Source organism: Serratia sp. CY56464 (assembly GCF_052168435.1).
GTDB classification, from domain to species: Bacteria; Pseudomonadota; Gammaproteobacteria; order Enterobacterales; family Enterobacteriaceae; genus Serratia; species Serratia marcescens.
In genome coordinates, this window is record NZ_JBJNMV010000001.1 from 2,620,886 (window position 1) to 2,642,428 (window position 21,543).

Consider the following 21,543-nt stretch of genomic DNA (forward strand, 5'->3'; position numbering starts at 1 on the left):
GTAAGACCTGTAAAATGTAGCAGAGGAGTCACGGCCTCAGCGGCCTTTTGCCACGCAGCCGCGACCGGGATCACATTTTCAGCCGGGTGCGGTTCTTCTCAAACAGCGCCGGCCCGATGCCCGGCACCTCCTGCAACTGCTCAACCTGGGTGAACGGCCCGTTCTGTTCGCGATAGCGCACGATGCCTTCCGCCTTCTTCAGACCGACGCCGCTCAAGGCGGCGGCCAGCTGTTCGGCGGTGGCCTGATTGATGCTGACCGCCGCCTCTTCGGTTGCCTTGGTCATCACCGATTGCCCGCCATTGCCCACCGGTGTTGAGAGCATGGGCGCCTCGTTTTTTTCCACCGCGGCGGCCGGCCCGGCCAGGCATAACAACAGCGCGGTCAGCGCGGCGTTAACGTGACGACGGTAACCGAAAAACGCTTTTTTCTCTGAATATTGCATGCTGTATCCTCCTTGTGTGTGACAGCACGGCTACCTTGCCGCGGCGGCGGATATTCAGCAATCGACGGATATCAGATATGGAAAAGGCCGCGAAAGCGGCCTTTGTTTGTTGCACTGCGTTGCAGAAAAATGCGGCGATTACTGAGGCTGTTGCTCAGAGGCGCCCATTTTGATCTTGGCTTCTTTACGCAGGCTCGCCAGCAGCGAATCGAAGGAGACGCCGGTCGCGCCCTCTACCATCTTGCCGACGAAGGTTTTCATTTCGTCTTCCGGCAGCGTGCCCGGCTTCACCGCATCAAGCGCAATCAGCACCACGTTGTCCTGGCGATCCTGCGACATGCCGTACACCGGTTTGCCGTCCTGCGGGTGCGGCAGCGCGAACACGCTCTCCACCAGCTGGCTGTCTTCCGGCGCGCGCGCCATCTTCTGCACGGCGCCAAAGCTCAGGCCGGCGGCTTTCATCGCTTCGTCGCCCTTGCCCTGCTTCAGCTCAACCAACAGCTTCTCGCCCTGCAGCTTCGCTGCCTGCAGCGCCTTGTTGCGTTTCACCAGTTCCGCCACGCGGTCTTTTACCTGGTCGAACGGTTCGATGCCTTCCGGCTTGTGGCCGCTCACGCGCACCACGAAGGCGCGGTCGCCGTCTACGGTGATCACGTCGGAGTTGCTGCCCGGCGCGCCGTTCTCGCCGATCAGCGAGCCGTCGAAGATCGCCTGCACCACCGGCTTGAAGTTCAGCGCGGCAGGAATGTTGTCACGGGTGAACCAGTCGCTTTGCGCCGCTTTCACGCCGGCCGCTTCTTCAGCCGAGGCCAGAGATTCGTTGTCGCTGGTCGCCGCTTCGCTCACCTTCTGCTGCAGCGCGTAATACGCGTCTACCGCTTTCTCCTGCTGCACCTGCTTGGCGATAGCGTCATGCACGTCGCTCAGCGGTTTCAGTTTCTCAGGTTCGATGTCGTTCAAACGCACGATCAGGAAGCCGACAGAGGATTTCACCACGCCGGACAGCTGCCCTTTCTCGGTCAGGTTAGCCTGCTTCAGCTCATCGGCGGTGGTTTCCGGCTCCAGCCACCCCAGTTCGCCGCCGGTGCGGCGCGAGATGATGTCGGTGGATTTCTCTTTCGCCAGCGTGGCGAAATCGGCGCCCTTCTTCAGCTCGTCCAGCGCCGCGTTGGCTTCCGCCTCGGTTTTCAACTGGATCACGCTGTAGTTTTTACGCTCAGGCTGGCCGTAGCTGCTCTTGTGCTGGTCGTAGTAAGCGCTGATGTCCTCTTCGCTCACTTTCACCTTGTCCTGCATGGACGCGGCGTCCAGCGGGATATAGCTCACCTTCACCTGCTCCGGGGCGATGAAGCTGTTCTTGTTCTGATCGTAATACGCCTTCAGTTCGTCGTCGCCGGCGCTTTGTTTCGCCTGCAGCGCTTTCAAATCGATGGTCGCCAGGCGCACGTCGCGCTCCTGCAGCACCAGCGCCGCCATGGCTTGCGATTCAGACGGCAGCACGAAACCGGACTCGCCGAAGGCCTGGATCACCTGCTGATTGACCAACTGCTGACGCATCGACTGCGCGAAGTTGTCGGCGGTGTAACCCATGCGGCCGATCAGATCGAGATATTTGGCGTTATCGAACTGGCCGTTGGTCTGGAAGTAAGGCGCCTTGCGGATGGCGTCCTTGATCTGATCGTCGCTGACCGCCAGGCCCAGCTTTTTGGCGTACTGGTCGAGCAGCATGTTGTCGATCAACTGGGACAACACCTGACGGCGCATCTGCTGCATGTAGCCTTCGTTGCCGGCCAGCGCAGAGAACTGGTCACCCAGCTGCTGCTGCATGCGGCTGCGCTCGCTTTGGAAAGCCTGTTCCAGCTGAGCGCGTTCGATCGTCTGACCATTTACTTTCGCAGCATAATCGCCGGAGCCGCCGATCAGGTAGTTACCCACCCCGGTCAGAACGAATGACAGGATGATCAGGGCCAGGATGATTTTGAGCACGACGTGATTGGCAGCCGCGCGTAAATTGTCCATCATAGTGTGACAACACTCCGCTGTGATGTGGATTAACAACCCTTGCGCAGGCGCGTTCCCTGCGACAAAAATAAAAAAAGCGCATCAGTCCGATGCGCCTTGTATCTTACCTTACCAGCACCGCTGCGTCAGGTGATTGTTTATTACAAAACCCTGTTACGCTAAACGGTTAGACGCTAAATCAGTTTACAGCGTCTTTCAGCGCTTTCCCTGCACGGAAGGCAGGTACTTTGGCTGCCGCGATCTTGATCTCTTTACCGGTCTGCGGGTTGCGGCCGGTACGGGCCGAACGTTCACGCACGGTAAAGGAACCGAAACCTACCAGAGCCACGTCATCCCCTGCTTTCAGGGAGTCGGTAACGGAAGCGATTACTGCGTCTAAAGCACGTCCCGCTGCCGCTTTGGAAATATCAGCACCTGCGGCAATCTTGTCGATCAGTTGTGACTTATTCACTCTATCATCCCCTCTAGAATTCTATCGTCGCACCGAAAAATCCCTACGGTTGCGACAGCGCAGCTGTTATATCAATCCCATCGAACCTTGGCAAGCCACCGACTGGGTGACAAAACGCGGGCCGACAGAGATCTAACTTAGCGGTACAAAAAAATACTGGCAAGTCCGAAATGGCTTGCCAGTATAAGTTTTATCAATGGTTTTTGCGATTCGTCACTATTTTGCCGCTACCGGCAGTGCGCCGAAGGCCGGGTTTTGCAACGCAATGTTCAAAACTTCATCGATTCGCTGCACCGGATGAATCTCCAGATCGGCGATAACATTGTCCGGAATCTCTTCCAGATCGCGCTTGTTCTCGTAAGGGATCAGCACGGTTTTGATGCCGCCACGATGCGCCGCCAACAGTTTCTCTTTCAGGCCGCCGATCGGCAACACCTGACCGCGCAGCGTGATCTCGCCGGTCATCGCCACATCGGCGCGTACCGGGTTGCCGGTCAGGCAGGAGACCAGCGCGGTGCACATCGCGATACCGGCGCTCGGGCCGTCTTTCGGCGTCGCCCCTTCCGGCACGTGCACGTGGATGTCGCGTTTCTCGTAGAAATCGGCGTTGATGCCCAATTTCTCCGCGCGCGCGCGCACCACGGTCAGCGCCGCCTGAATCGATTCCTGCATCACTTCACCCAGAGAACCGGTGTAGGTCAGCTTGCCTTTGCCCGGCACGCAGGCGGTTTCGATGGTCAGCAGATCGCCGCCCACTTCCGTCCACGCCAGCCCGGTGACTTCGCCCACGCGGTTTTCGGTATCCGCACGGCCGTAATCGACGCGCTGCACGCCCAGGTAATCCTTCAGGTTGTCGCCGTTGATCTCGATATGCTTGCGCTTCTTGTCCATCAGCAACGTTTTCACCGCTTTACGGCACAGCTTGGAGATTTCACGCTCCAGGCTACGCACCCCGGCTTCGCGGGTGTAGAAGCGAATGATGCCGATGATGGCGCTGTCGTCGACCGTCAGTTCGCCTTTTTTCAGCGCATTGCGCTCAAGCTGCTTCGGCAGCAGGTGCTGTTTGGCGATGTTGAGCTTCTCGTCCTCGGTATAACCCGACAGGCGGATCACTTCCATACGGTCCAGCAGCGGCGCAGGAATGTTCATCGAGTTCGAGGTGGCGACGAACATCACGTCGGACAGATCGTAATCCACTTCCAGATAGTGGTCGTTGAACGCCACGTTCTGTTCCGGATCCAGCACCTCCAGCAGAGCGGAAGCCGGATCGCCGCGCATGTCGGAAGACATCTTGTCGATCTCATCCAGCAGGAACAGCGGGTTCTTCACCCCAACCTTGGCCATCTTCTGGATCAGTTTGCCCGGCATCGAACCGATGTAGGTACGACGGTGACCGCGGATTTCCGCTTCGTCACGCACGCCGCCCAGCGCCATGCGCACGTACTGGCGACCGGTCGCTTTGGCGATCGACTGCCCCAGCGAGGTTTTACCCACGCCCGGCGGCCCCACCAGACACAGGATCGGCCCCTTGATTTTGCTGACGCGACTCTGCACCGCGAGGTACTCGAGGATGCGATCCTTGACGCGCTCCAGGCCGTAGTGATCGGTATCGAGCACTTCCTGCGCCTTGTTCAGGTCTTTTTTCACCTTGCTGCGCGCATTCCACGGCACCTGCAGCATCCAGTCGATGTAGCCGCGCACCACGGTCGCTTCCGCCGACATCGGCGACATCATCTTCAGCTTTTGCAGTTCCGCTTCGGTTTTTTCGCGCGCCTCTTTCGGCATTTTCGCCGCATCGATCTTGCGCTTCAGCGCTTCGTGCTCGTCCGGCGCGTCGTCCATCTCGCCCAGTTCTTTCTGAATCGCCTTCATCTGCTCATTCAGATAGTACTCGCGCTGGCTCTTCTCCATCTGCTTCTTGACGCGGTTACGGATGCGTTTCTCAACCTGCAGCAGGTCGATCTCCGATTCCATCATCGCCATCAGGTATTCCAGACGCTCGGTGATGTCGGACATCTCGAGCACCGACTGCTTATCGCTGAGTTTCAGCGGCATATGGGCGGCGATGGTGTCCGCCAGGCGCGCGGCGTCGTCGATGCTGTTGAGTGAAGTCAGCACCTCCGGCGGGATTTTTTTGTTCAGTTTGATATAGCCTTCAAACTGATTGATCGCGGTGCGCACCAGCACTTCCTGCTCGCGCTCGTCGATAGCCGGCGACTCAAGGTATTCCGCCTGCGCGGCGAAATGCTCACCGCTGTCGGACAGCGTAGTGATGCGTGCGCGCTGCAGCCCCTCGACCAGCACTTTTACCGTGCCGTCCGGCAGCTTCAGCATCTGCAGGATCGACGCTACGGTGCCGACCGAGAACAAGTCGTTAATGCCAGGTTCATCCGTTGAGGCCTCTTTCTGTGCCACCAGCATGATCTTCTTATCGTGATCCATTGCGGCTTCGAGGCACCGAATCGATTTTTCCCGGCCAACAAATAACGGGATCACCATGTGCGGATAAACCACCACGTCGCGCAATGGCAAAACGGGGATTTCAATGCGTTCGGAACGCTCAGGGTTCATAGAGCTCTCTCTTAGTTTAATTTCCGCCAGGTTGAGGGGGAATCTCATGAGACGCAAGCATCTAACGTTTCATAAAATCTGGTTAATGAGTATATGGGGATGAATCTCTTACATTCAACGGCAAGAATGCAGGAAAAAGAAATGGGGGATGAAATCCCCCATTTTGCTGATAACGCGCTGGTTTAACTGGCTAATTATTCGCCAGACGCCTGGGCTTCAGGCTTGCCGTAAATCAGCAGCGGTTTGGATTGGCCGGCGATCACCGACTCGTCGATCACCACTTTGTCTACGCTGTCCATCGACGGCAGATCGTACATGGTGTCGAGCAGCGCGCCTTCCACGATGGAACGCAGGCCGCGTGCGCCGGTTTTGCGCGCCATGGCTTTCTTGGCGATGGCGTTCAGCGCTTCGTCGCGGAACTCCAGCTCCACGCCTTCCAGATTGAACAGCGCCTGATACTGCTTGGTCAGGGCGTTCTTCGGCTCTTTCAGGATCTGAATCAGCGCGTCTTCGCTCAGCTCGCTCAGGGTCGCCACCACCGGCAGACGGCCGATGAACTCAGGGATCAGACCAAACTTGATCAAATCTTCCGGTTCGGCCTGCAGCAGCAGTTCGCCTTCGGTGGCCTTCTCGGACTCGCCCTTGACGGTCGCGCCGAAGCCGATGCCGGAGCCGGTGTTGACGCGTTGACCGATCACCTTATCCAGGCCGGCGAATGCGCCGCCGCAGATAAACAGGATCTTGGAAGTATCGACCTGCAGGAATTCCTGTTGCGGATGCTTGCGCCCGCCCTGCGGCGGAACCGCGGCGATGGTGCCTTCAATCAGCTTCAGCAGCGCCTGCTGCACGCCTTCACCCGAGACGTCACGCGTGATCGACGGGTTGTCGGACTTACGGGAAATCTTATCGATTTCATCGATATAAACGATGCCGCGCTGCGCTTTCTGCACGTCATAGTCGCATTTTTGCAACAGCTTCTGGATAATATTTTCCACGTCCTCGCCCACATAACCGGCTTCGGTCAGCGTGGTGGCGTCGGCCATGGTGAACGGCACGTCCAGGAAGCGCGCCAGCGTTTCCGCCAGCAGAGTTTTGCCGCTGCCGGTCGGGCCGATCAGCAAGATGTTGCTCTTGCCCAACTCGATACCGTTGCTGGTATCGCCGTTGCGCAGGCGTTTGTAGTGGTTGTACACCGCAACCGCCAGCACTTTCTTCGCCTGCTCCTGGCCGATGACGTAGTCATCCAGGTGGTGGCGGATCTCGTGCGGCGTCGGCAGCGCACTGCGCTCACGATGCGGGGCAACTTCTTTAATCTCTTCGCGAATAATGTCGTTACACAGATCGACACATTCATCGCAGATATACACTGACGGCCCGGCAATCAGCTTACGCACTTCATGCTGGCTTTTGCCGCAAAAAGAGCAGTACAGCAGCTTTCCTGAACCGTCTTTGCGCTTATCTGTCATCAGTCAAACCTCTTCTTTAGTCTTGTCCCGCAGGAAAATCACGGCGGCAGTGCGCCCAAACTCATATCGGGAACGCCGAGGGGCTACAACAGAGCGAGCCCCTGCCCACTCTGATTACTATAGTCCATCGGCGCCGCGTGGTTCTAGCTGCGGTGTGTCAGAATGCCGTCAACCAGGCCGTATTCCACGGCTTCTTCCGCGGTCATAAAGCGATCGCGTTCGGTGTCGCGCTCGATCTGCTCCAGCGGCTGGCCGGTATGCTCGGCCATCAGTTCGTTCATGCGCGCTTTCACCTTGAGGATTTCACGCGCGTGGATTTCGATGTCCGTCGCCTGGCCCTGGTAGCCGCCCAGCGGCTGGTGAATCATCACGCGCGAGTTCGGCAGGCAGAAACGTTTGCCTTTGGCGCCCGCGGTCAGCAGGAAGGAGCCCATCGAGCACGCCTGGCCCATACAGATGGTGCTGACGTCAGGCTTGATGAACTTCATGGTGTCGTAAATCGACATGCCCGCGGTGATCACCCCGCCCGGCGAGTTGATGTAGAGGAAAATGTCTTTTTCCGGGCTTTCCGCTTCGAGGAACAGCATTTGCGCCACGATCAGGTTGGCCATGTGATCTTCCACCTGGCCGGTCAGGAAAATGATGCGCTCTTTCAGCAGGCGGGAATAAATGTCGTAAGAACGCTCCCCGCGTGAAGTCTGCTCTACCACCATCGGCACCAGCGCCATGTTCGGTGCAAATTGATCTCGTTCGCCACTGTATGACATTACCGTCTCCTAATAGAAATTGCCTTGGCGGCCAGGGTGTCACCCTAATACGCCGATTCTACTTGAGAACGGCCATGATGACTATGCTCAAGCATTCGACCCGCGCCGCACGTACCCGACGGTTAGTTTATCCCGCGCACTTTGGCAAACAGCCCCAGAATCATTCTTTACAGATTGGGGGATCGCGGCGCAATTTCAAGCCCAGGGGCCGATTTTCTCCGCGCGCCGAAAACGATGCCGTTAATCTGACCGTTATCATGCCAGCCAGTTCCCCAGGCAACAGGGTAAATATAGTGCATATTAACCCGCTTAACCTGAGATTAATCAGCAACGTGGCAAAAAGAAAAGCCCGCAACCTGAGGTTGCGGGCTTTTTCATCGTGCGCCGGTTCGCCAGGCGAAACCGGGGGCGCCGTTCATCGCGCCCGGCACGCCGGCATTACGCCTGTTGAGTCTGGTTCATCAGCTCGCTGAAGGTAGTGGCTTTTTCAGTCACTTTCGCTTTTGCCAGCAGGGCTTCAACCGCTTGCTCTTCCAGAGCCACGTTGCGCATGTTGTTCATCAGCTCTTTGTTTTTGCTGTAGAACTCGATGACTTCGCTTGGATCTTCGTAGGCAGAAGCCATTTCTTCGATCAGCGTCTTCACGCGGTCTTCGTCAGCTTTCAGATCGTTGGTGCTGATCACTTCGCCCAGCAGCAGGCCAACCACTACGCGGCGTTTCGCTTGCTCTTCGAACAGTTCACGTGGCAGTTCCAGCGCTTGCTTCTCGTTGCCGCCGAAACGCTGTGCAGCCTGACGACGCAGCACGTCGATTTCGCCGTCGATCAGGGCAGCAGGCACGTCGATTTCGTTCGCGCTCACCAGGCCGTCGATCGCCTGAGACTTGATACGGTTACGCACGGCGCCTTTCAGCTCGCGCTCCATGTTCTTGCGAACTTCGGTGCGCAGGCCGGCAACGGAACCGTCCGCCACGCCGAAACGCTTGATGAACTCTTCGGTCAGTTCCGGCAGCTCGCGCTCTTCAACTTTCTTCAGCACGATAGCGAATTTGGCCGCTTTGCCCTTCAGGTTTTCCGCGTGGTAGTCTTCCGGGAAATTCACGTCGATGGAGAACTCTTCGCCCGCTTTGTGACCAACCAGACCTTCTTCGAAGCCTGGGATCATGCGGCCCTGGCCCATTGCCAGCACGAAGTCGGACGCTTTGCCGCCTTCGAACTCTTCACCGTCGATAGAACCGGTGAAGTCAACGGTCACGCGATCTTCAGCTTCCGCTGCGCGATCGGTTTCTTTCCAGGTTGCCTGCTGCTTGCGCAGGGTATCCAGCATCGCGTCGACGTCTTCGTCGTTCACTTCAACCACGGGTTTTTCAACTTCGATGTTTTCCAGGCCTTTCAGCTCAACTTCTGGATACACTTCGAACTCAACGGCGAAAGTGAAGTCTTCACCTTCTTTGTACTCGCCCGGCACGTAGTTTGGTGCGCCGGCCGGATTAATCTTTTCTTTGATGATCGCGTCAACGAAGCTGCGCTGCATCGCTTCGCCCAGCACGTCCTGACGAACAGAGGCGCCGTAACGCTGTTCCACGATGTTCATCGGCACTTTGCCTTTGCGGAAGCCGTCGATACGCACGCTTTTCGCTGCGTTGATCAGCTCTTTCTTCACCGCCTGCTTGATAGTATCAGCCGGTACAGTAATAGAGAGACGGCGCCCAAGGCCTTGAGTGGTTTCTACTGAAACTTGCATCTTGTTACCTCAAAAAAATCACAGTGCTCGGTCAACTCCGTTCCAAGAACCAGGACGGCTACAGATAAGAACCGAGTTCCCTGATGACAGAAGCGTCCCGAAACCATTCCGGAAAAATAAGACGCGACATTATAGCGGCGCATGCGTGGCGAGTCGAGGAAAGCTAGGCGGCGCAGGCGCGCTAAAACTCACACTTTTGCCGATTCGATCGCCAAAAGGCCGCCAAAACAGACCGAACGTTGGCCACATTGCGCGTCGGCCGTGTCGTCGTCAAAAACAGAAACGGCCCGCAGGCCGTTTCAAAATTCGTCAGTAGTAATACCCTAATTCAAGGGCAAAGTTCCACTGATACCTGAAAATTTCCCCCTCAGGCCAGCGTGCCCGCGCCGCGGCACGGCGGCGAGGCCGGCACGGTATCCTGCAGACCTTCCCACTCTTTGAGCGTATAGGTATGCAGCGCCAGCGCGTGTACGCCGTCCGCCAGCTCCTCCGACAATACGCCGTAGATGGAGCGGTGGCGCGTCAAAAAACGTTCGCCGACGAAGCGATCGCTGACCAATACCACTTTGAAATGGCTTTCTGAACCCGCCGGAACGTTATGACGATAGCTTTCATCAACGACTTCCAGATACGCGGGCTCAAACGCCGCCCTTAACTTTGCTTCTATTTGCTCGCGAATCATAGGATCTCCTTACAACACCGGCAGAGGACCGTGCCCATCTAGTTCAATATTAGCCGGTTTTCCCCCGTTTAGACCATCGCCGGGACAAATTTCTCTTTTCTGCGGTCAAATGATGAGCGCCATCCCCGCCGCTTGGGGGATTATCCGATTGAGCGGGCCAAAAAAGCGTGTTTTTATCAACGGCAGGTAAAAATTTGTCACTCAGGCGCCTTCCGCGCTTCCACCGCACGGCGGCGATGCTATGATGTCGGCAATTTGTTGTCGGCTATCCCGCTCTGATTATTGCTAAATCCATCGAGAATGAGACAGAAAACATGTTAAAGAAACTTTGTCTTCCTTTGCTGGCCGCCCTGCTGCTGGCCGGCTGCGCGACCAGCAGCAACACCCTGAACGTCACGCCGAAAATCGTTCTGCCGCAGCAGGATCCTACCCTGCAGGGCATCACTGTCAGCATCAACGGCGCGGATCAGCGCACCGACCAGGCGCTGGCCAAGGTGAACCGCGACGGCCAGTTGGTCACGCTGACGCCATCGCGCGATCTGCGTTTCCTGCTGCAGGAAGTGCTGGAGAAACAGATGGGCGCACGTGGCTACATGATCGGCGCCGACGGCCCGGTGGCGCTGCAAATCGTCGTCAATAATCTGTACGCGGACGTCGCCGAAGGTAACCTGCGCTACAACATCACCACCAAAGCCGACATCTCGATCATCGCCCAGGCGAAGAACGGCAACAAGCAGGTGAAGAATTACCGCTCGACCTATAACGTGCAGGGCGCCTTCACGGCGACCAACGAGAAGATCACCGACGCCGTCAACTCCGTGCTGGGCGACGTGATCGCCGACATGGCTCAGGACACCAGCGTCAACGATTTCATCAAGCAAAACGCGCGTTAATCGCCGCGCCTTGTGCCGCCCGGCGGATCGGGCGGCGCAGACAGGGAACTCATGTCGAAACACTATTTGAACATCTTCACCCAGCGTAACTCCGCCATTCTGCTGCTGCTGGGCTTCGCGTCGGGTCTGCCGCTGGCATTGACCTCCGGCACGCTGCAAGCCTGGATGACCGTCGAAAATATCGATCTGAAAACCATCGGCATCTTCTCGCTGGTGGGCCAGGCCTACGTCTTCAAATTCCTCTGGTCGCCGTTCATGGACCGTTATACCCCGCCGTTTCTCGGGCGGCGGCGCGGTTGGCTGCTGATCAGCCAGCTGTTGCTGGTGGCGGCGATTGTGGCGATGGGCTTTATGCAGCCCGCGCAGCACCTGTGGTGGCTGGCGGCGTTGGCGGTGCTGGTGGCGTTCTGCTCCGCCTCGCAAGATATCGTGTTCGACGCCTATAAAACCGATCTGCTGAAAGCCGAAGAACGGGGCACGGGCGCGGCGATCTCGGTGCTGGGTTATCGGCTGGCGATGCTGGTTTCCGGCGGCCTGGCGCTGTGGCTGGCGGATCGCTATTTCGGCTGGCAAGCCACCTACTGGCTGATGGCCGGGTTGATGCTGATCGGCGTGGCCGCCACGCTGCTGGCGCCGGAGCCGGACGAAAACATCCCGGCGCCGCGCACCATGGAACAGGCGGTCGTCGCGCCGCTGCGCGATTTCTTCGGCCGCAACAACGCCTGGCTGATCCTGCTGCTGATCGTGATGTACAAAATGGGCGACGCTTTCGCCGGCAGCCTGAGCACCACTTTCCTGATCCGCGGCGTGGGGTTCGACGCCGGTGAAGTCGGGCTGGTGAACAAAACCCTCGGCCTGTTCGCGACCATCGTCGGCGCCCTGTTCGGCGGCGTGCTGATGCAGCGTCTCAGCCTGTTCCGCGCGCTGATGCTGTTCGGCGTCCTGCAGGCGGTCTCCAATCTCGGGTATTGGATCCTGGCGGTGACCGACAAGAGCCTGCTCACCATGGGCAGCGCCATCTTCCTCGAAAATCTGTGTGGCGGCATGGGCACCGCGGCCTTCGTGGCGTTGCTGATGACGCTGTGCAACCGGTCGTTCTCCGCCACCCAGTTCGCGCTGCTGTCGGCGCTGTCCGCCGTAGGGCGTGTCTATGTCGGCCCGATCGCCGGCTGGTTCGTCGAAGCCCACGGTTGGCCGTTGTTCTACCTGTTCTCTATCGCCGCTGCCCTGCCCGGCTTGCTGCTGCTCGGTATCTGTCGTCAGACGCTGGAGCACACCCAGCAGCATGGCAATTTTATGCCGCGCACCGAGTTTTCAGAATCTTACCGTTGGGCACTGCGCTTGCTGACGCTAGGCTGTTCGCTGTTGGGCCTGTGGTTGCTGTTGCTTATCGCCAATGCGCTGGATTGGACGCAGGCCCCGCAGTTGGCCGATCGGCTGCTGCAGGTCGGTGCCGCGCTGAGCCTGCTCGGCGTCGCAATGGGCAGTACGTTGGATTACCTCGCCCTGCGCCGCACCCGTTTGGCATAATCTGAACGGCCGGTGATTTCGCCGGCCGAAAAAAAAGCGATCCGGGGGTATATTTATTTCGGTAAAAAAAGATAATCGGCGCGGAAATTATTTTTTTATCCGACTGCCGCGCTCGGAAATAAAATTAAATTCACCTTTAAGACACAATTATTTTACATTAAATAAACCTTTTCTGCGTATTTCCCCGCCGCGCATTTCTTCGCCAAATTCATCATACCTTTAGTTTTCCTTAACATACGGGCTGCTCGTCACGATTCAGCGTGCCAACGCGTTGTTGTCATTGGTAAATTGTCACGCAGGGTTACATCTGTGACCCCCTTAACAGAAAGTGTCAACAAGCCGCTGACACTCCCTTAAGCATGTTTACAGTACTGCAACCTTCCCGTAAAATGCCCGCACACATGAAACGACAATTGAGCCTTTGTTATTGAGGTCGTTAGATGAGACTTAAGAAATACAATAAAAGTATTGGGATGCTGTCATTAATCGCAGGCACTGTATTGCTCAGTGGCTGCGATATGGTTTTGATGAATCCCAAAGGAGCAATTGGTGTTGAGCAACGGACACTGATTATCACTGCAATCGCGTTGATGTTGATCGTAGTGGTGCCAGTTATCTTCATGGCGTTCGCCTTTGCCTGGAAGTATCGCGCTTCCAACAAAGACGCCAAGTACAGTCCGAACTGGGCCCACTCCAACAAGATCGAAGCGGTCGTCTGGACCATTCCTATCATTATCATCGCCATCCTTGGCACCATTACCTGGAAGACCACCCACGAACTCGATCCGTTCAAGCCGATTGTCACTGACAAGAAGCCGATGACGATCGAAGTGGTGTCGCTCGACTGGAAATGGCTGTTCATCTACCCGGAACAAGGCATTGCGACCGTTAATGAGCTGGCTTTCCCGAAAGATGTTCCAGTCGAATTCAAGATCACCTCTAACTCGGTAATGAACTCGTTCTTTATCCCGCAGTTGGGTGGACAGATTTATGCGATGGCCGGCATGCAGACCAAACTGCACCTGATCGGCAACGAAGCCGGTGCCTACAAAGGTATCTCCAGCAGCTACAGCGGCGCAGGCTTCTCCGGTATGAAATTCACCGCGATCGTTACCCCGACCGAAGGCGACTTCGATCAGTGGGTGGCCAAGGTGAAGGCATCGTCTAAAAACCTGAACACCACCGACGACTTTAACAAACTGGCAGAGCCGAGTGAAAACAACCCGGTTGAGTACTTTGCCGCTGTCAAACCGAATTTGTTCAAAGAAACAATTGCCAAATTCATGGGCGACATGGATATGCACAAGGGCGCTGGCGCGCACGAAGGCATGGACATGAGCCAAGGTATGGACATGGGTGAACATGCTGCTCACGCCGGAGCCGAGGAATAACTGATGTTGGGAAAATTAACACTTGATGCGGTTCCGTACCACGAACCGATCATCATGGTCACCGTAGCCGCAATTATTGTCGGGGGCTTGGCAGTGCTGGCGCTGCTGACGTATTTCGGCAAATGGAAGTGGCTGTGGAGCGAATGGCTGACTTCGGTCGACCATAAAAAAATTGGTATCATGTACATCATCGTGGCGATGGTCATGCTGCTGCGCGGCTTCGCCGACGCCATCATGATGCGTAGCCAGCAGGCGTTGGCGTCCGCCGGCGAAGCCGGGTTCCTGCCGCCGCACCACTACGACCAGATCTTCACCGCGCACGGCGTTATCATGATCTTCTTCATGGCGATGCCTTTCGTGGTCGGCCTGATGAACGTCGTGGTGCCGCTGCAAATCGGTGCGCGCGACGTCGCCTTCCCGTTCCTGAACTCCCTGAGCTTCTGGTTCTTCGTGGTGGGCGTTGTGCTGATCAACATCTCCCTGGGGGTCGGTGAATTCGCTCAGACCGGTTGGCTGGCGTATCCGCCGCTGTCGGGTAAAGAGTACAGTCCTGGCGTCGGAGTCGATTACTGGATCTGGAGTCTGCAGATTTCCGGTCTGGGTACCCTGCTGACCGGCGTGAACTTCTTCGCCACCATTCTGAAGATGCGTGCCCCTGGCATGCCTATGATGAAGATGCCGGTGTTCACCTGGGCGGCGTTGTGTACTAACGTCCTGATCATCGTTTCTTTCCCAATTCTGACCGTCACCATCGCGCTGCTGACCCTGGATCGCTATCTGGGCACCCATTTCTTCACCAATGATATGGGCGGCAACATGATGATGTACATCAACCTGATTTGGGCCTGGGGTCACCCAGAGGTGTATATCCTGGTTCTGCCGGTGTTCGGCGTGTTCTCCGAAGTCACCGCGACCTTCTCCAGAAAACGCCTGTTCGGCTATACCTCACTGGTATGGGCAACCATCGCGATCACCGTTCTGTCGTTCATCGTCTGGCTGCACCACTTCTTCACCATGGGGTCCGGCGCGAACGTTAACGCCTTCTTCGGTATCGCCACCATGATCATTTCCATCCCGACCGGGGTGAAAATCTTCAACTGGCTGTTCACCATGTATCAGGGCCGTATCAAGCTCAACTCCGCGATGCTGTGGACCGTTGGCTTCATCATCACCTTCTCCGTGGGTGGTATGACCGGCGTTCTGCTGGCGGTGCCGGGCGCGAACTTCGTGCTGCACAACAGCCTGTTCCTGATCGCTCACTTCCACAACGTCATCATCGGCGGCGTGGTGTTCGGTTGCTTCGCGGGCCTGACCTACTGGTTCCCGAAATCCTTCGGCTTCACGCTGAACGAAAAATGGGGCATCCGCGCGTTCTGGTTCTGGATCATCGGCTTCTTCACCGCCTTCATGCCGCTGTACGCATTGGGCTTTATGGGCATGACCCGTCGTATCAGCCAGAACATCAACCCTGAGTTCCACCCTCTGCTGCTGGTTGCAGCCGGCGGTGCGGCGCTGATCGCCTGCGGCATCCTGTGCCAGCTGACCCAGATCTTCGTCAGTATCCGTGACCGCGAACAGAACCGCGATCTGACCGGTGACCCATGGGGTGCTCGTACTCTGGAGTGGTCAACCTCGTCTCCACCGCCGTTCTATAACTTTGCCGTAGTGCCGCAGATTCATGACCGTGATGAATTCTGGGACATGAAAGAAAAAGGCGAAGCGTATAAGAAACCGGCTAAATACGAACCGATTCATATGCCTAAGAACACCGGCGCCGGCGTTATCATCGCCTTCTTCAGCCTGGTATTCGGTTTCGCAATGATTTGGGAAATCTGGTGGATGGCTCTGGCCGGCTTCATCGGTATGATCGTTGTCTGGATCGGCAAGAGCTTCGATCACGATGTTGACTACTATGTGCAGGTTGATGAAATCGAGCGCATTGAGAACCAACACTACGAACAAATCCGTAAAGCAGGCGTGAACCATGTCAACTGAAACTCTGACCAATCATAACGCAGCCCATGCAGAGCATGGGCACCATGACGCGGGAGAGACCAAAGTCTTCGGATTCTGGATCTACCTGATGAGCGACTGTATTTTGTTTGCGAGCTTGTTCGCGACTTATGCAGTCCTGGTGAACGGGACCGCTGGCGGTCCCTCAGGCAAAGACATCTTCGACCTGAAGTTTGTCCTGGTCGAAACTTTCCTGCTGCTGTTCAGCTCCATCACCTACGGCATGGCGATGATCGCCATGAACAAAGGTAAAGTTGGCGGTGTAAACACCTGGTTGTTCCTGACCTTCCTGTTTGGTCTGGGCTTCGTGGCGATGGAAATCTATGAATTCCATCACCTGATCGCCGAAGGCTTCGGTCCGGATCGCAGCGCGTTCCTGTCCAGCTTCTTCGCGCTGGTCGGCACCCACGGTCTGCACGTGACTTCCGGCCTGATTTGGATCATCGTGCTGATGATTCAGGTGAGCAAGTTCGGCCTGACCGCGACCAACAAAACCCGCCTGATGTGCCTGAGCCTGTTCTGGCACTTCCTGGACGTGGTCTGGATCTGCGTATTTACCGTTGTCTACCTGCTGGGGGTTATGTAATGAGCCATTCATCCCATGAAACCTCTCACGGCGGCGCAAGCCACGGCAGCGTGAAGTCATACCTGATCGGCTTTATCCTGTCGATCATCCTGACGGTAATTCCATTTGCGATGGTAATGAACGGCTCCGCCTCTCATTCCACCATCCTGGCGGTTGTTGTCGGTATGGCGGTTATCCAGGTGATTGTTCACCTGGTTTACTTCCTGCACATGAACACCTCATCGGAAGAGCGCTGGAACCTGGTGGCATTGCTGTTCACCGCTATGATCATCGGTATCGTTGTTGTAGGTTCACTCTGGATTATGTACAACCTCAACATCAATATGATGGTCGATTAAGAGCTGAGCTGCACGTGATGATTAAGCAATACCTGCAAGTCACTAAACCAGGAATTATTTTCGGCAATTTAATTTCTGTCGTTGGGGGATTCCTGCTCGCTTCCAAAGGGAGCATCGACTATCCCCTGTTTCTCGCCACCCTGGTGGGTGTCTCGTTGGTGGTCGCGTCGGGCTGTGTGTTTAACAACTACATCGACCGCGACATCGACAAGAAAATGGAGAGAACGAAGAATCGGGTGCTGGTAAAAGGCCTGATCGCGCCGAGTGTCACCCTGGTTTATGCGACCGTGTTGGGTATTGCGGGCTTCGCGTTGCTGTATATCGCGGCCAACCCGCTGGCCATGTGGCTGGCGGTGATGGGCTTCGTGGTTTATGTCGGCGTTTACAGCCTGTACATGAAACGCCATTCGGTCTACGGCACGCTGATCGGCAGCCTGTCGGGCGCCGCGCCGCCGGTTATCGGCTACTGCGCGGTGACCAACGAGTTCGACGCCGGCGCGTTGATCCTGCTGGCTATCTTTAGCCTGTGGCAGATGCCGCATTCTTATGCGATCGCTATCTTCCGCTTTAAAGATTACCAGGCGGCCAACATTCCGGTGCTGCCGGTGGTGAAAGGCATTTCCGTCGCCAAGAACCACATCACGGTCTACATCCTGGCATTTATGATCGCCACGCTGATGCTGACCCTGGTAGGTTATGCCGGCTACAAGTACCTGATCGTCGCTGCGGCGGTGAGCGTATGGTGGCTGGGCATGGCGCTGCGCGGTTACAAGACCGAAAACGACAGTGTCTGGGCGCGTAAACTGTTCGTGTTCTCCATCGTCGCCATCACCTCGCTGAGCGTGATGATGTCGATCGACTTCAGCGCCACGGCGGCGCCTGAAGCGCTGGTGACCTACGTTTGGTAAGCCAAATCATCTGTGAATGGGCCGCTTTTGCGGCCCATTTTATTTGTCACGCCGAAAAGCGGCCAAACTGTAATATCTGTTAAACAACATTCGATTTACCCCCCCTGCCCCGCACACTAAAATGACGCAGCTTTACAGAAATCATGCCATCAGGCGCTGTCTCAACGTCTGATGGCATGGTTTTTACCGAGGTTTGATGTGAACGATAATTCAATGACCCCGCAGGAGCGCCGCGCTACCTGGGGATTGGGCACCGTATTCTCCCTGCGCATGCTCGGCATGTTTATGGTATTGCCGGTGCTGACCACCTACGGCATGGCGCTCAACGGCGCCAGCGAAGCGCTGATCGGCATCGCCATCGGCATCTACGGCCTGGCGCAGGCGGTGTTTCAGATCCCGTTCGGCCTGGTGTCCGATCGCATCGGCCGCAAGCCGCTGATCGTCGGCGGCCTGCTGATTTTTGCCCTCGGCAGCGTGATCGCCGCGGTCACTGACTCTATCTGGGGCGTGATCCTCGGCCGCGCGTTGCAAGGCTCCGGCGCGATCGCCGCCGCGGTAATGGCGCTGCTCTCCGATCTGACCCGCGAGCAGAACCGCACCAAAGCGATGGCGTTCATCGGCGTCAGCTTCGGTATCACCTTCGCCATCGCCATGGTTCTGGGCCCTATCATCACTCATGCCTTTGGCTTACATGCGTTGTTCTGGATGATCGCCGTGCTGGCGCTGGCCGGCATCGTCATCACTCTGGCAGTAGTGCCTTCCGCCGATACCCATCTGTTGAACCGCGAGTCCAGCATCGTGCGCGGCAGCTTCCGCAAAGTGCTGAGTAACTCGCGCCTGCTGAAGCTCAACTTCGGCATCATGTGCCTGCATATCCTGCTGATGTCGAGCTTCGTGGCGCTGCCGCTGGCGATGGAGAAAGCCGGGCTGGCGGCCAGCGAACACTGGATCGTCTACCTGGTGACCATGCTGGTGTCGTTCGCCGCCGTAGTGCCGTTCATCATCTATGCCGAAAAGTATCGCCGCATGAAGCAGGTGTTTATGGGCTGCGTGGCGGTGCTGTTTTGCGCCGAAGTGCTGCTGTGGCTCTCCGGCGCGCACCTGTGGGGCATCATCGCCGGCGTACAGCTGTTCTTTATGGCCTTCAACGTGATGGAAGCCATTCTGCCTTCGCTGATCAGCAAAGAGTCACCGGCCGGCTACAAAGGCACCGCGATGGGGGTCTACTCCACCAGCCAGTTTATCGGCGTGGCGATCGGCGGCAGCCTCGGCGGCTGGCTGTACGGTTTGCAGGGGGCAGGCTTGGTGTTTATCGCTGGTGCCGTGTTGGCCGCCGTCTGGTTCCTGGTCAGCAGCACCATGAAAGAGCCGCCGTATGTCAGCAGCCTGCGCATTACGCTGTCGGAACTGGCGGTGAAGGATTCGGCGCTGGAAAGCCGCCTGAAGGCGCAGCCCGGCGTGGCCGAGGCGATCGTGGTGCCGGAAGAGCGCAGCGCCTACGTCAAGGTGGACACCAAGCAGACCAATCGCGGTCAGTTGGAAGCGCTGGTCAATTCGCTGTAAAGAAACGGGGCCGGCAATGCCGGCCCCGTAGAGATTAATCGCGGAAGTTCTTGAACTGGAACGGCTGCCCCAGATCGCCGCCGCGCACCAGCGCCATCACGCTCTGCAAGTCGTCGCGTGATTTGCCGGTCACCCGCACTTCTTCGCCCTGGATCTGCGCCTGCACCTTCAGCTTGCTGTCTTTGATCAGCTTGACGATTTTCTTCGCTACAGAGGTTTCAATCCCCTGCTTCAGCTTGGCTTCCACGCTGTAGGTTTTACCGCTGTGGGTAAACTCTTCCGGGATCTCCAGCGCGGCGCCGTCGATGCTGCGCTTGCTCAGCTTTTCGCGCAGAATGTCGAGCAGCTGCTGCACCTGAAAATCAGACTCGGTGGCAACCTTAATGCTTTGGTTTTTCTCGTTTAGCTCAAAGCTGGCCGGCACGTTGCGAAAATCCCAGCGGGTGCCGAGATCGCGGGTGGCGTTCTCAACGGCGTTACGCACTTCCTGCATATCAATTTCGGAAACGATGTCGAAAGATGGCATACTTCTTCCTCCTGAATGAGTGCCTAATAGCTTAGGCGATTTTGATGCCGAGCATGATAACCGCTTTGCCGCCTCAGACAAAATCTGCTGAACGCACGCAGGGATAGCGCTTCAGGCTGCCATAAAGCCTATAGTTAAATCACGGTAATTGAGCGGTATTCCCGTGTTTCCAAGGAGACTGAATGAAAATAACCATTCTTGGTTGCGGCGCGCTCGGACAACTGTGGCTCTCCCGGCTGTATCAGCAGGGCCACGATGTACAGGGATGGCTAAGAGTGCCGCAGCCTTTTTGCGCCGTGAACGTGATCGAGCCGGAAGGCGTCTCGTTTAATCGCAATTTGCCCACCAACGATCCTGAGCACCTCGCGCAGAGCGAGCTGCTGCTGGTGACGCTGAAAGCCTGGCAGGTGTCCAGTGCGGTCAGCGCGCTGCTGCCGAAGCTGAACCCTCAGTGCGCCATTTTGCTGTTGCATAACGGCATGGGCACCCAGGAGGAACTGCCGCCAAACGGCCAGCCCATCCTGCAGGGCACCACCACCCACGCCGCGCGCCACGAAGGCAGCACCATTATCCACGTCGCCACCGGCATCACCCACATCGGCCCAACCTCGCCGGCCGCCCAGCACCTCAGCCACCTGGCGGAAGTGCTGCATCAGGCTTTGCCTGACGTTGCCTGGCACAACAATATCGCCTCGGCCAACTGGCGCAAGCTGGCGGTCAACTGCGTGATCAACCCGCTGACGGCGCTCTACGGCTGTCGCAACGGCGATCTGCAGCGCTACCCGGAGCAAATCGAAGCGCTGTGTCGTGAAGTCGCCAGCGTGATGGCGATGGAGGGCTACCACACCTCCTGCGAAGGCCTGATGCAATATGTGATGGACGTGATCCACAGCACCGCCGACAACGTTTCGTCGATGCTGCAGGATATCCGCAGCCAGCGACACACCGAGATCGACTACATCACCGGCTACCTGCTGCGCCGCGCGCGCAGCCACGGCCTCACGCTGCCGGAGAATGCGCGGCTGTTTGAATTGATTAAACGAAAGGAAAATGAATATGAGCGTATCGGCGCTGGTTTGCCTGGCACCTGGTAGCGAAGAAACCGAAGCCGTCACCACCATCGATCTGCTGGTGCGGGCGGGCGTAAAAGTCACTACCGCCAGCGTCGCCGGCGACGGCGAGCTGACTATCGTCTGTTCACGCGGCGTCAAACTGCTGGCCGATGCGCCGCTGGTGGCGATCGTCGATGAGCCTTTCGACGCCATCGTGCTGCCCGGCGGCCTGAAAGGCGCAGAATGCTTCCGCGACAGCCCGTTGCTGGTGGAAAAAGTGCGGCAGATGCACCTGCAGGGGAATATCGTCGCCGCCATCTGTGCGGCGCCGGCGCTGGTGCTGCAGCACCACGCTCTGTTCCCGGTCGGCAACATGACCGGCTTCCCGGGCCTGAAAGACCAGATACCGGCGGAAAAATGGATGGAGCGCCGCGTGGTGTACGACGCGCGCGTCAACCTGCTCACCAGCCAGGGGCCGGGCACCGCGATGGAGTTCGCGCTGAAGCTGATAGACCTGCTGCTCGGCAAGGCCAAAGCGGCGGAGATCGCCGCGCAGCTGGTGCTGATCCCGGGAATGTACGATTTCCGCGACTGAG

19 protein-coding genes are annotated in these 21,543 nt (G+C 57.3%); 10 read left to right on the top strand and 9 right to left on the bottom strand.

Features of this window, described 5'->3' with window-relative positions; all coding sequences use genetic code 11:
• Positions 1-70 precede the first annotated feature (70 nt).
• The 8 genes from ACJ8KE_RS12780 to bolA form a co-directional block, all read right to left on the bottom strand.
• Positions 71-445 carry a ComEA family DNA-binding protein gene (locus tag ACJ8KE_RS12780; protein ID WP_016928856.1) on the bottom strand — a complete coding sequence of 125 codons (375 nt, stop codon included), beginning with the start codon at positions 443-445 and terminating at the stop codon, positions 71-73.
• A 138-nt stretch (positions 446-583) separates the two neighbouring features.
• Positions 584-2,467, bottom strand: coding sequence for a peptidylprolyl isomerase (ppiD, locus tag ACJ8KE_RS12785; protein WP_079450875.1), 1,884 nt, complete (start codon positions 2,465-2,467; stop codon positions 584-586).
• A gap of 178 nt (positions 2,468-2,645) precedes the next feature.
• On the bottom strand, positions 2,646-2,918 hold the full coding sequence (gene hupB / locus ACJ8KE_RS12790) for a nucleoid-associated protein HU-beta (protein WP_004940351.1): 273 nt from the start codon (positions 2,916-2,918) through the stop codon (positions 2,646-2,648).
• Positions 2,919-3,134: 216 nt separating this feature from the next.
• On the bottom strand, positions 3,135-5,489 hold the full coding sequence (lon, locus tag ACJ8KE_RS12795; RefSeq protein WP_004940352.1) for an endopeptidase La: 2,355 nt from the start codon (positions 5,487-5,489) through the stop codon (positions 3,135-3,137).
• A 194-nt stretch (positions 5,490-5,683) separates the two neighbouring features.
• Positions 5,684-6,955, bottom strand: a complete 1,272-nt coding sequence (gene clpX, locus ACJ8KE_RS12800; RefSeq protein ID WP_004940354.1) for an ATP-dependent protease ATP-binding subunit ClpX — start codon at positions 6,953-6,955, stop codon at positions 5,684-5,686.
• Between the two features lie 143 nt (positions 6,956-7,098).
• A complete protein-coding gene (gene clpP / locus ACJ8KE_RS12805) occupies positions 7,099-7,722 on the bottom strand; it encodes an ATP-dependent Clp endopeptidase proteolytic subunit ClpP (RefSeq protein ID WP_016928858.1) in 624 nt (207 codons plus the stop codon).
• A gap of 438 nt (positions 7,723-8,160) precedes the next feature.
• The gene (tig, locus tag ACJ8KE_RS12810; RefSeq protein ID WP_004940358.1) at positions 8,161-9,465 is read right to left on the bottom strand and encodes a trigger factor; all 1,305 of its coding nucleotides are present in this window, start codon (positions 9,463-9,465) and stop codon (positions 8,161-8,163) included.
• A gap of 367 nt (positions 9,466-9,832) precedes the next feature.
• A complete protein-coding gene (bolA, locus tag ACJ8KE_RS12815) occupies positions 9,833-10,147 on the bottom strand; it encodes a transcriptional regulator BolA (RefSeq protein ID WP_004940361.1) in 315 nt (104 codons plus the stop codon).
• Between the two features lie 314 nt (positions 10,148-10,461).
• Here bolA and ACJ8KE_RS12820 point away from each other — a divergent pair, with 314 nt between their 5' ends.
• The 8 genes from ACJ8KE_RS12820 (at position 10,462) to ACJ8KE_RS12855 (ending at position 19,369) form a co-directional block, all read left to right on the top strand.
• Positions 10,462-11,040 carry a lipoprotein gene (locus ACJ8KE_RS12820; RefSeq protein ID WP_004940363.1) on the top strand — a complete coding sequence of 193 codons (579 nt, stop codon included), beginning with the start codon at positions 10,462-10,464 and terminating at the stop codon, positions 11,038-11,040.
• A 51-nt stretch (positions 11,041-11,091) separates the two neighbouring features.
• On the top strand, positions 11,092-12,570 hold the full coding sequence (ampG, locus tag ACJ8KE_RS12825) for a muropeptide MFS transporter AmpG (protein ID WP_048795897.1): 1,479 nt from the start codon (positions 11,092-11,094) through the stop codon (positions 12,568-12,570).
• Positions 12,571-13,010: 440 nt separating this feature from the next.
• Positions 13,011-13,961 (top strand): cytochrome o ubiquinol oxidase subunit II, encoded by a 951-nt coding sequence (gene cyoA / locus ACJ8KE_RS12830; protein ID WP_004940365.1) that lies wholly within the window; start codon positions 13,011-13,013, stop codon positions 13,959-13,961.
• A 3-nt stretch (positions 13,962-13,964) separates the two neighbouring features.
• Positions 13,965-15,956 carry a cytochrome o ubiquinol oxidase subunit I gene (gene cyoB, locus ACJ8KE_RS12835; RefSeq protein ID WP_004940366.1) on the top strand — a complete coding sequence of 664 codons (1,992 nt, stop codon included), beginning with the start codon at positions 13,965-13,967 and terminating at the stop codon, positions 15,954-15,956.
• On the top strand, positions 15,946-16,560 hold the full coding sequence (locus ACJ8KE_RS12840) for a cytochrome o ubiquinol oxidase subunit III (protein WP_004940367.1): 615 nt from the start codon (positions 15,946-15,948) through the stop codon (positions 16,558-16,560). Before cyoB ends, ACJ8KE_RS12840 begins: the two co-directional genes overlap by 11 nt.
• On the top strand, positions 16,560-16,898 hold the full coding sequence (locus tag ACJ8KE_RS12845; protein WP_016928864.1) for a cytochrome o ubiquinol oxidase subunit IV: 339 nt from the start codon (positions 16,560-16,562) through the stop codon (positions 16,896-16,898). The genes ACJ8KE_RS12840 and ACJ8KE_RS12845 overlap by 1 nt, the downstream gene beginning before the upstream one ends.
• 17 nt (positions 16,899-16,915) lie before the next feature.
• Complete coding sequence (gene cyoE / locus ACJ8KE_RS12850) at positions 16,916-17,806, top strand: heme o synthase (RefSeq protein WP_015376842.1); 891 nt, start codon at positions 16,916-16,918, stop codon at positions 17,804-17,806.
• A gap of 198 nt (positions 17,807-18,004) precedes the next feature.
• A complete protein-coding gene (locus tag ACJ8KE_RS12855) occupies positions 18,005-19,369 on the top strand; it encodes an MFS transporter (RefSeq protein ID WP_028128216.1) in 1,365 nt (454 codons plus the stop codon).
• Between the two features lie 34 nt (positions 19,370-19,403).
• Here ACJ8KE_RS12855 and ACJ8KE_RS12860 read toward each other — a convergent pair whose 3' ends face one another.
• Positions 19,404-19,895 (bottom strand): YajQ family cyclic di-GMP-binding protein, encoded by a 492-nt coding sequence (locus tag ACJ8KE_RS12860; protein ID WP_004940373.1) that lies wholly within the window; start codon positions 19,893-19,895, stop codon positions 19,404-19,406.
• A 182-nt stretch (positions 19,896-20,077) separates the two neighbouring features.
• On the opposite strand from ACJ8KE_RS12860, the gene panE reads away from it, so the two are divergent.
• Entirely contained in the window at positions 20,078-20,989 is a 912-nt protein-coding gene (gene panE, locus ACJ8KE_RS12865; RefSeq protein ID WP_079449607.1) for a 2-dehydropantoate 2-reductase, read from the top strand.
• Entirely contained in the window at positions 20,952-21,542 is a 591-nt protein-coding gene (yajL, locus tag ACJ8KE_RS12870) for a protein deglycase YajL (protein WP_016928867.1), read from the top strand. Before panE ends, yajL begins: the two co-directional genes overlap by 38 nt.
• Position 21,543 lies beyond the last annotated feature (1 nt).

Bases quoted from the DNA above. Each gene is read 5' to 3' on its own strand.
- ACJ8KE_RS12780 (WP_016928856.1), bottom strand. From the start codon at position 445: ATGCAATATTCAGAGAAAAAAGCGTTTTTCGGTTACCGTCGTCACGTT.
- ppiD (WP_079450875.1), bottom strand. From the start codon at position 2,467: ATGATGGACAATTTACGCGCGGCTGCCAATCACGTCGTGCTCAAAATC.
- lon (WP_004940352.1), bottom strand. From the start codon at position 5,489: ATGAACCCTGAGCGTTCCGAACGCATTGAAATCCCCGTTTTGCCATTG.
- clpX (WP_004940354.1), bottom strand. From the start codon at position 6,955: ATGACAGATAAGCGCAAAGACGGTTCAGGAAAGCTGCTGTACTGCTCT.
- clpP (WP_016928858.1), bottom strand. From the start codon at position 7,722: ATGTCATACAGTGGCGAACGAGATCAATTTGCACCGAACATGGCGCTG.
- tig (WP_004940358.1), bottom strand. From the start codon at position 9,465: ATGCAAGTTTCAGTAGAAACCACTCAAGGCCTTGGGCGCCGTCTCTCT.
- bolA (WP_004940361.1), bottom strand. From the start codon at position 10,147: ATGATTCGCGAGCAAATAGAAGCAAAGTTAAGGGCGGCGTTTGAGCCC.
- ACJ8KE_RS12820 (WP_004940363.1), top strand. From the start codon at position 10,462: ATGTTAAAGAAACTTTGTCTTCCTTTGCTGGCCGCCCTGCTGCTGGCC.
- ampG (WP_048795897.1), top strand. From the start codon at position 11,092: ATGTCGAAACACTATTTGAACATCTTCACCCAGCGTAACTCCGCCATT.
- cyoA (WP_004940365.1), top strand. From the start codon at position 13,011: ATGAGACTTAAGAAATACAATAAAAGTATTGGGATGCTGTCATTAATC.
- cyoB (WP_004940366.1), top strand. From the start codon at position 13,965: ATGTTGGGAAAATTAACACTTGATGCGGTTCCGTACCACGAACCGATC.
- ACJ8KE_RS12840 (WP_004940367.1), top strand. From the start codon at position 15,946: ATGTCAACTGAAACTCTGACCAATCATAACGCAGCCCATGCAGAGCAT.
- ACJ8KE_RS12845 (WP_016928864.1), top strand. From the start codon at position 16,560: ATGAGCCATTCATCCCATGAAACCTCTCACGGCGGCGCAAGCCACGGC.
- cyoE (WP_015376842.1), top strand. From the start codon at position 16,916: ATGATTAAGCAATACCTGCAAGTCACTAAACCAGGAATTATTTTCGGC.
- ACJ8KE_RS12860 (WP_004940373.1), bottom strand. From the start codon at position 19,895: ATGCCATCTTTCGACATCGTTTCCGAAATTGATATGCAGGAAGTGCGT.
- panE (WP_079449607.1), top strand. From the start codon at position 20,078: ATGAAAATAACCATTCTTGGTTGCGGCGCGCTCGGACAACTGTGGCTC.
- yajL (WP_016928867.1), top strand. From the start codon at position 20,952: ATGAGCGTATCGGCGCTGGTTTGCCTGGCACCTGGTAGCGAAGAAACC.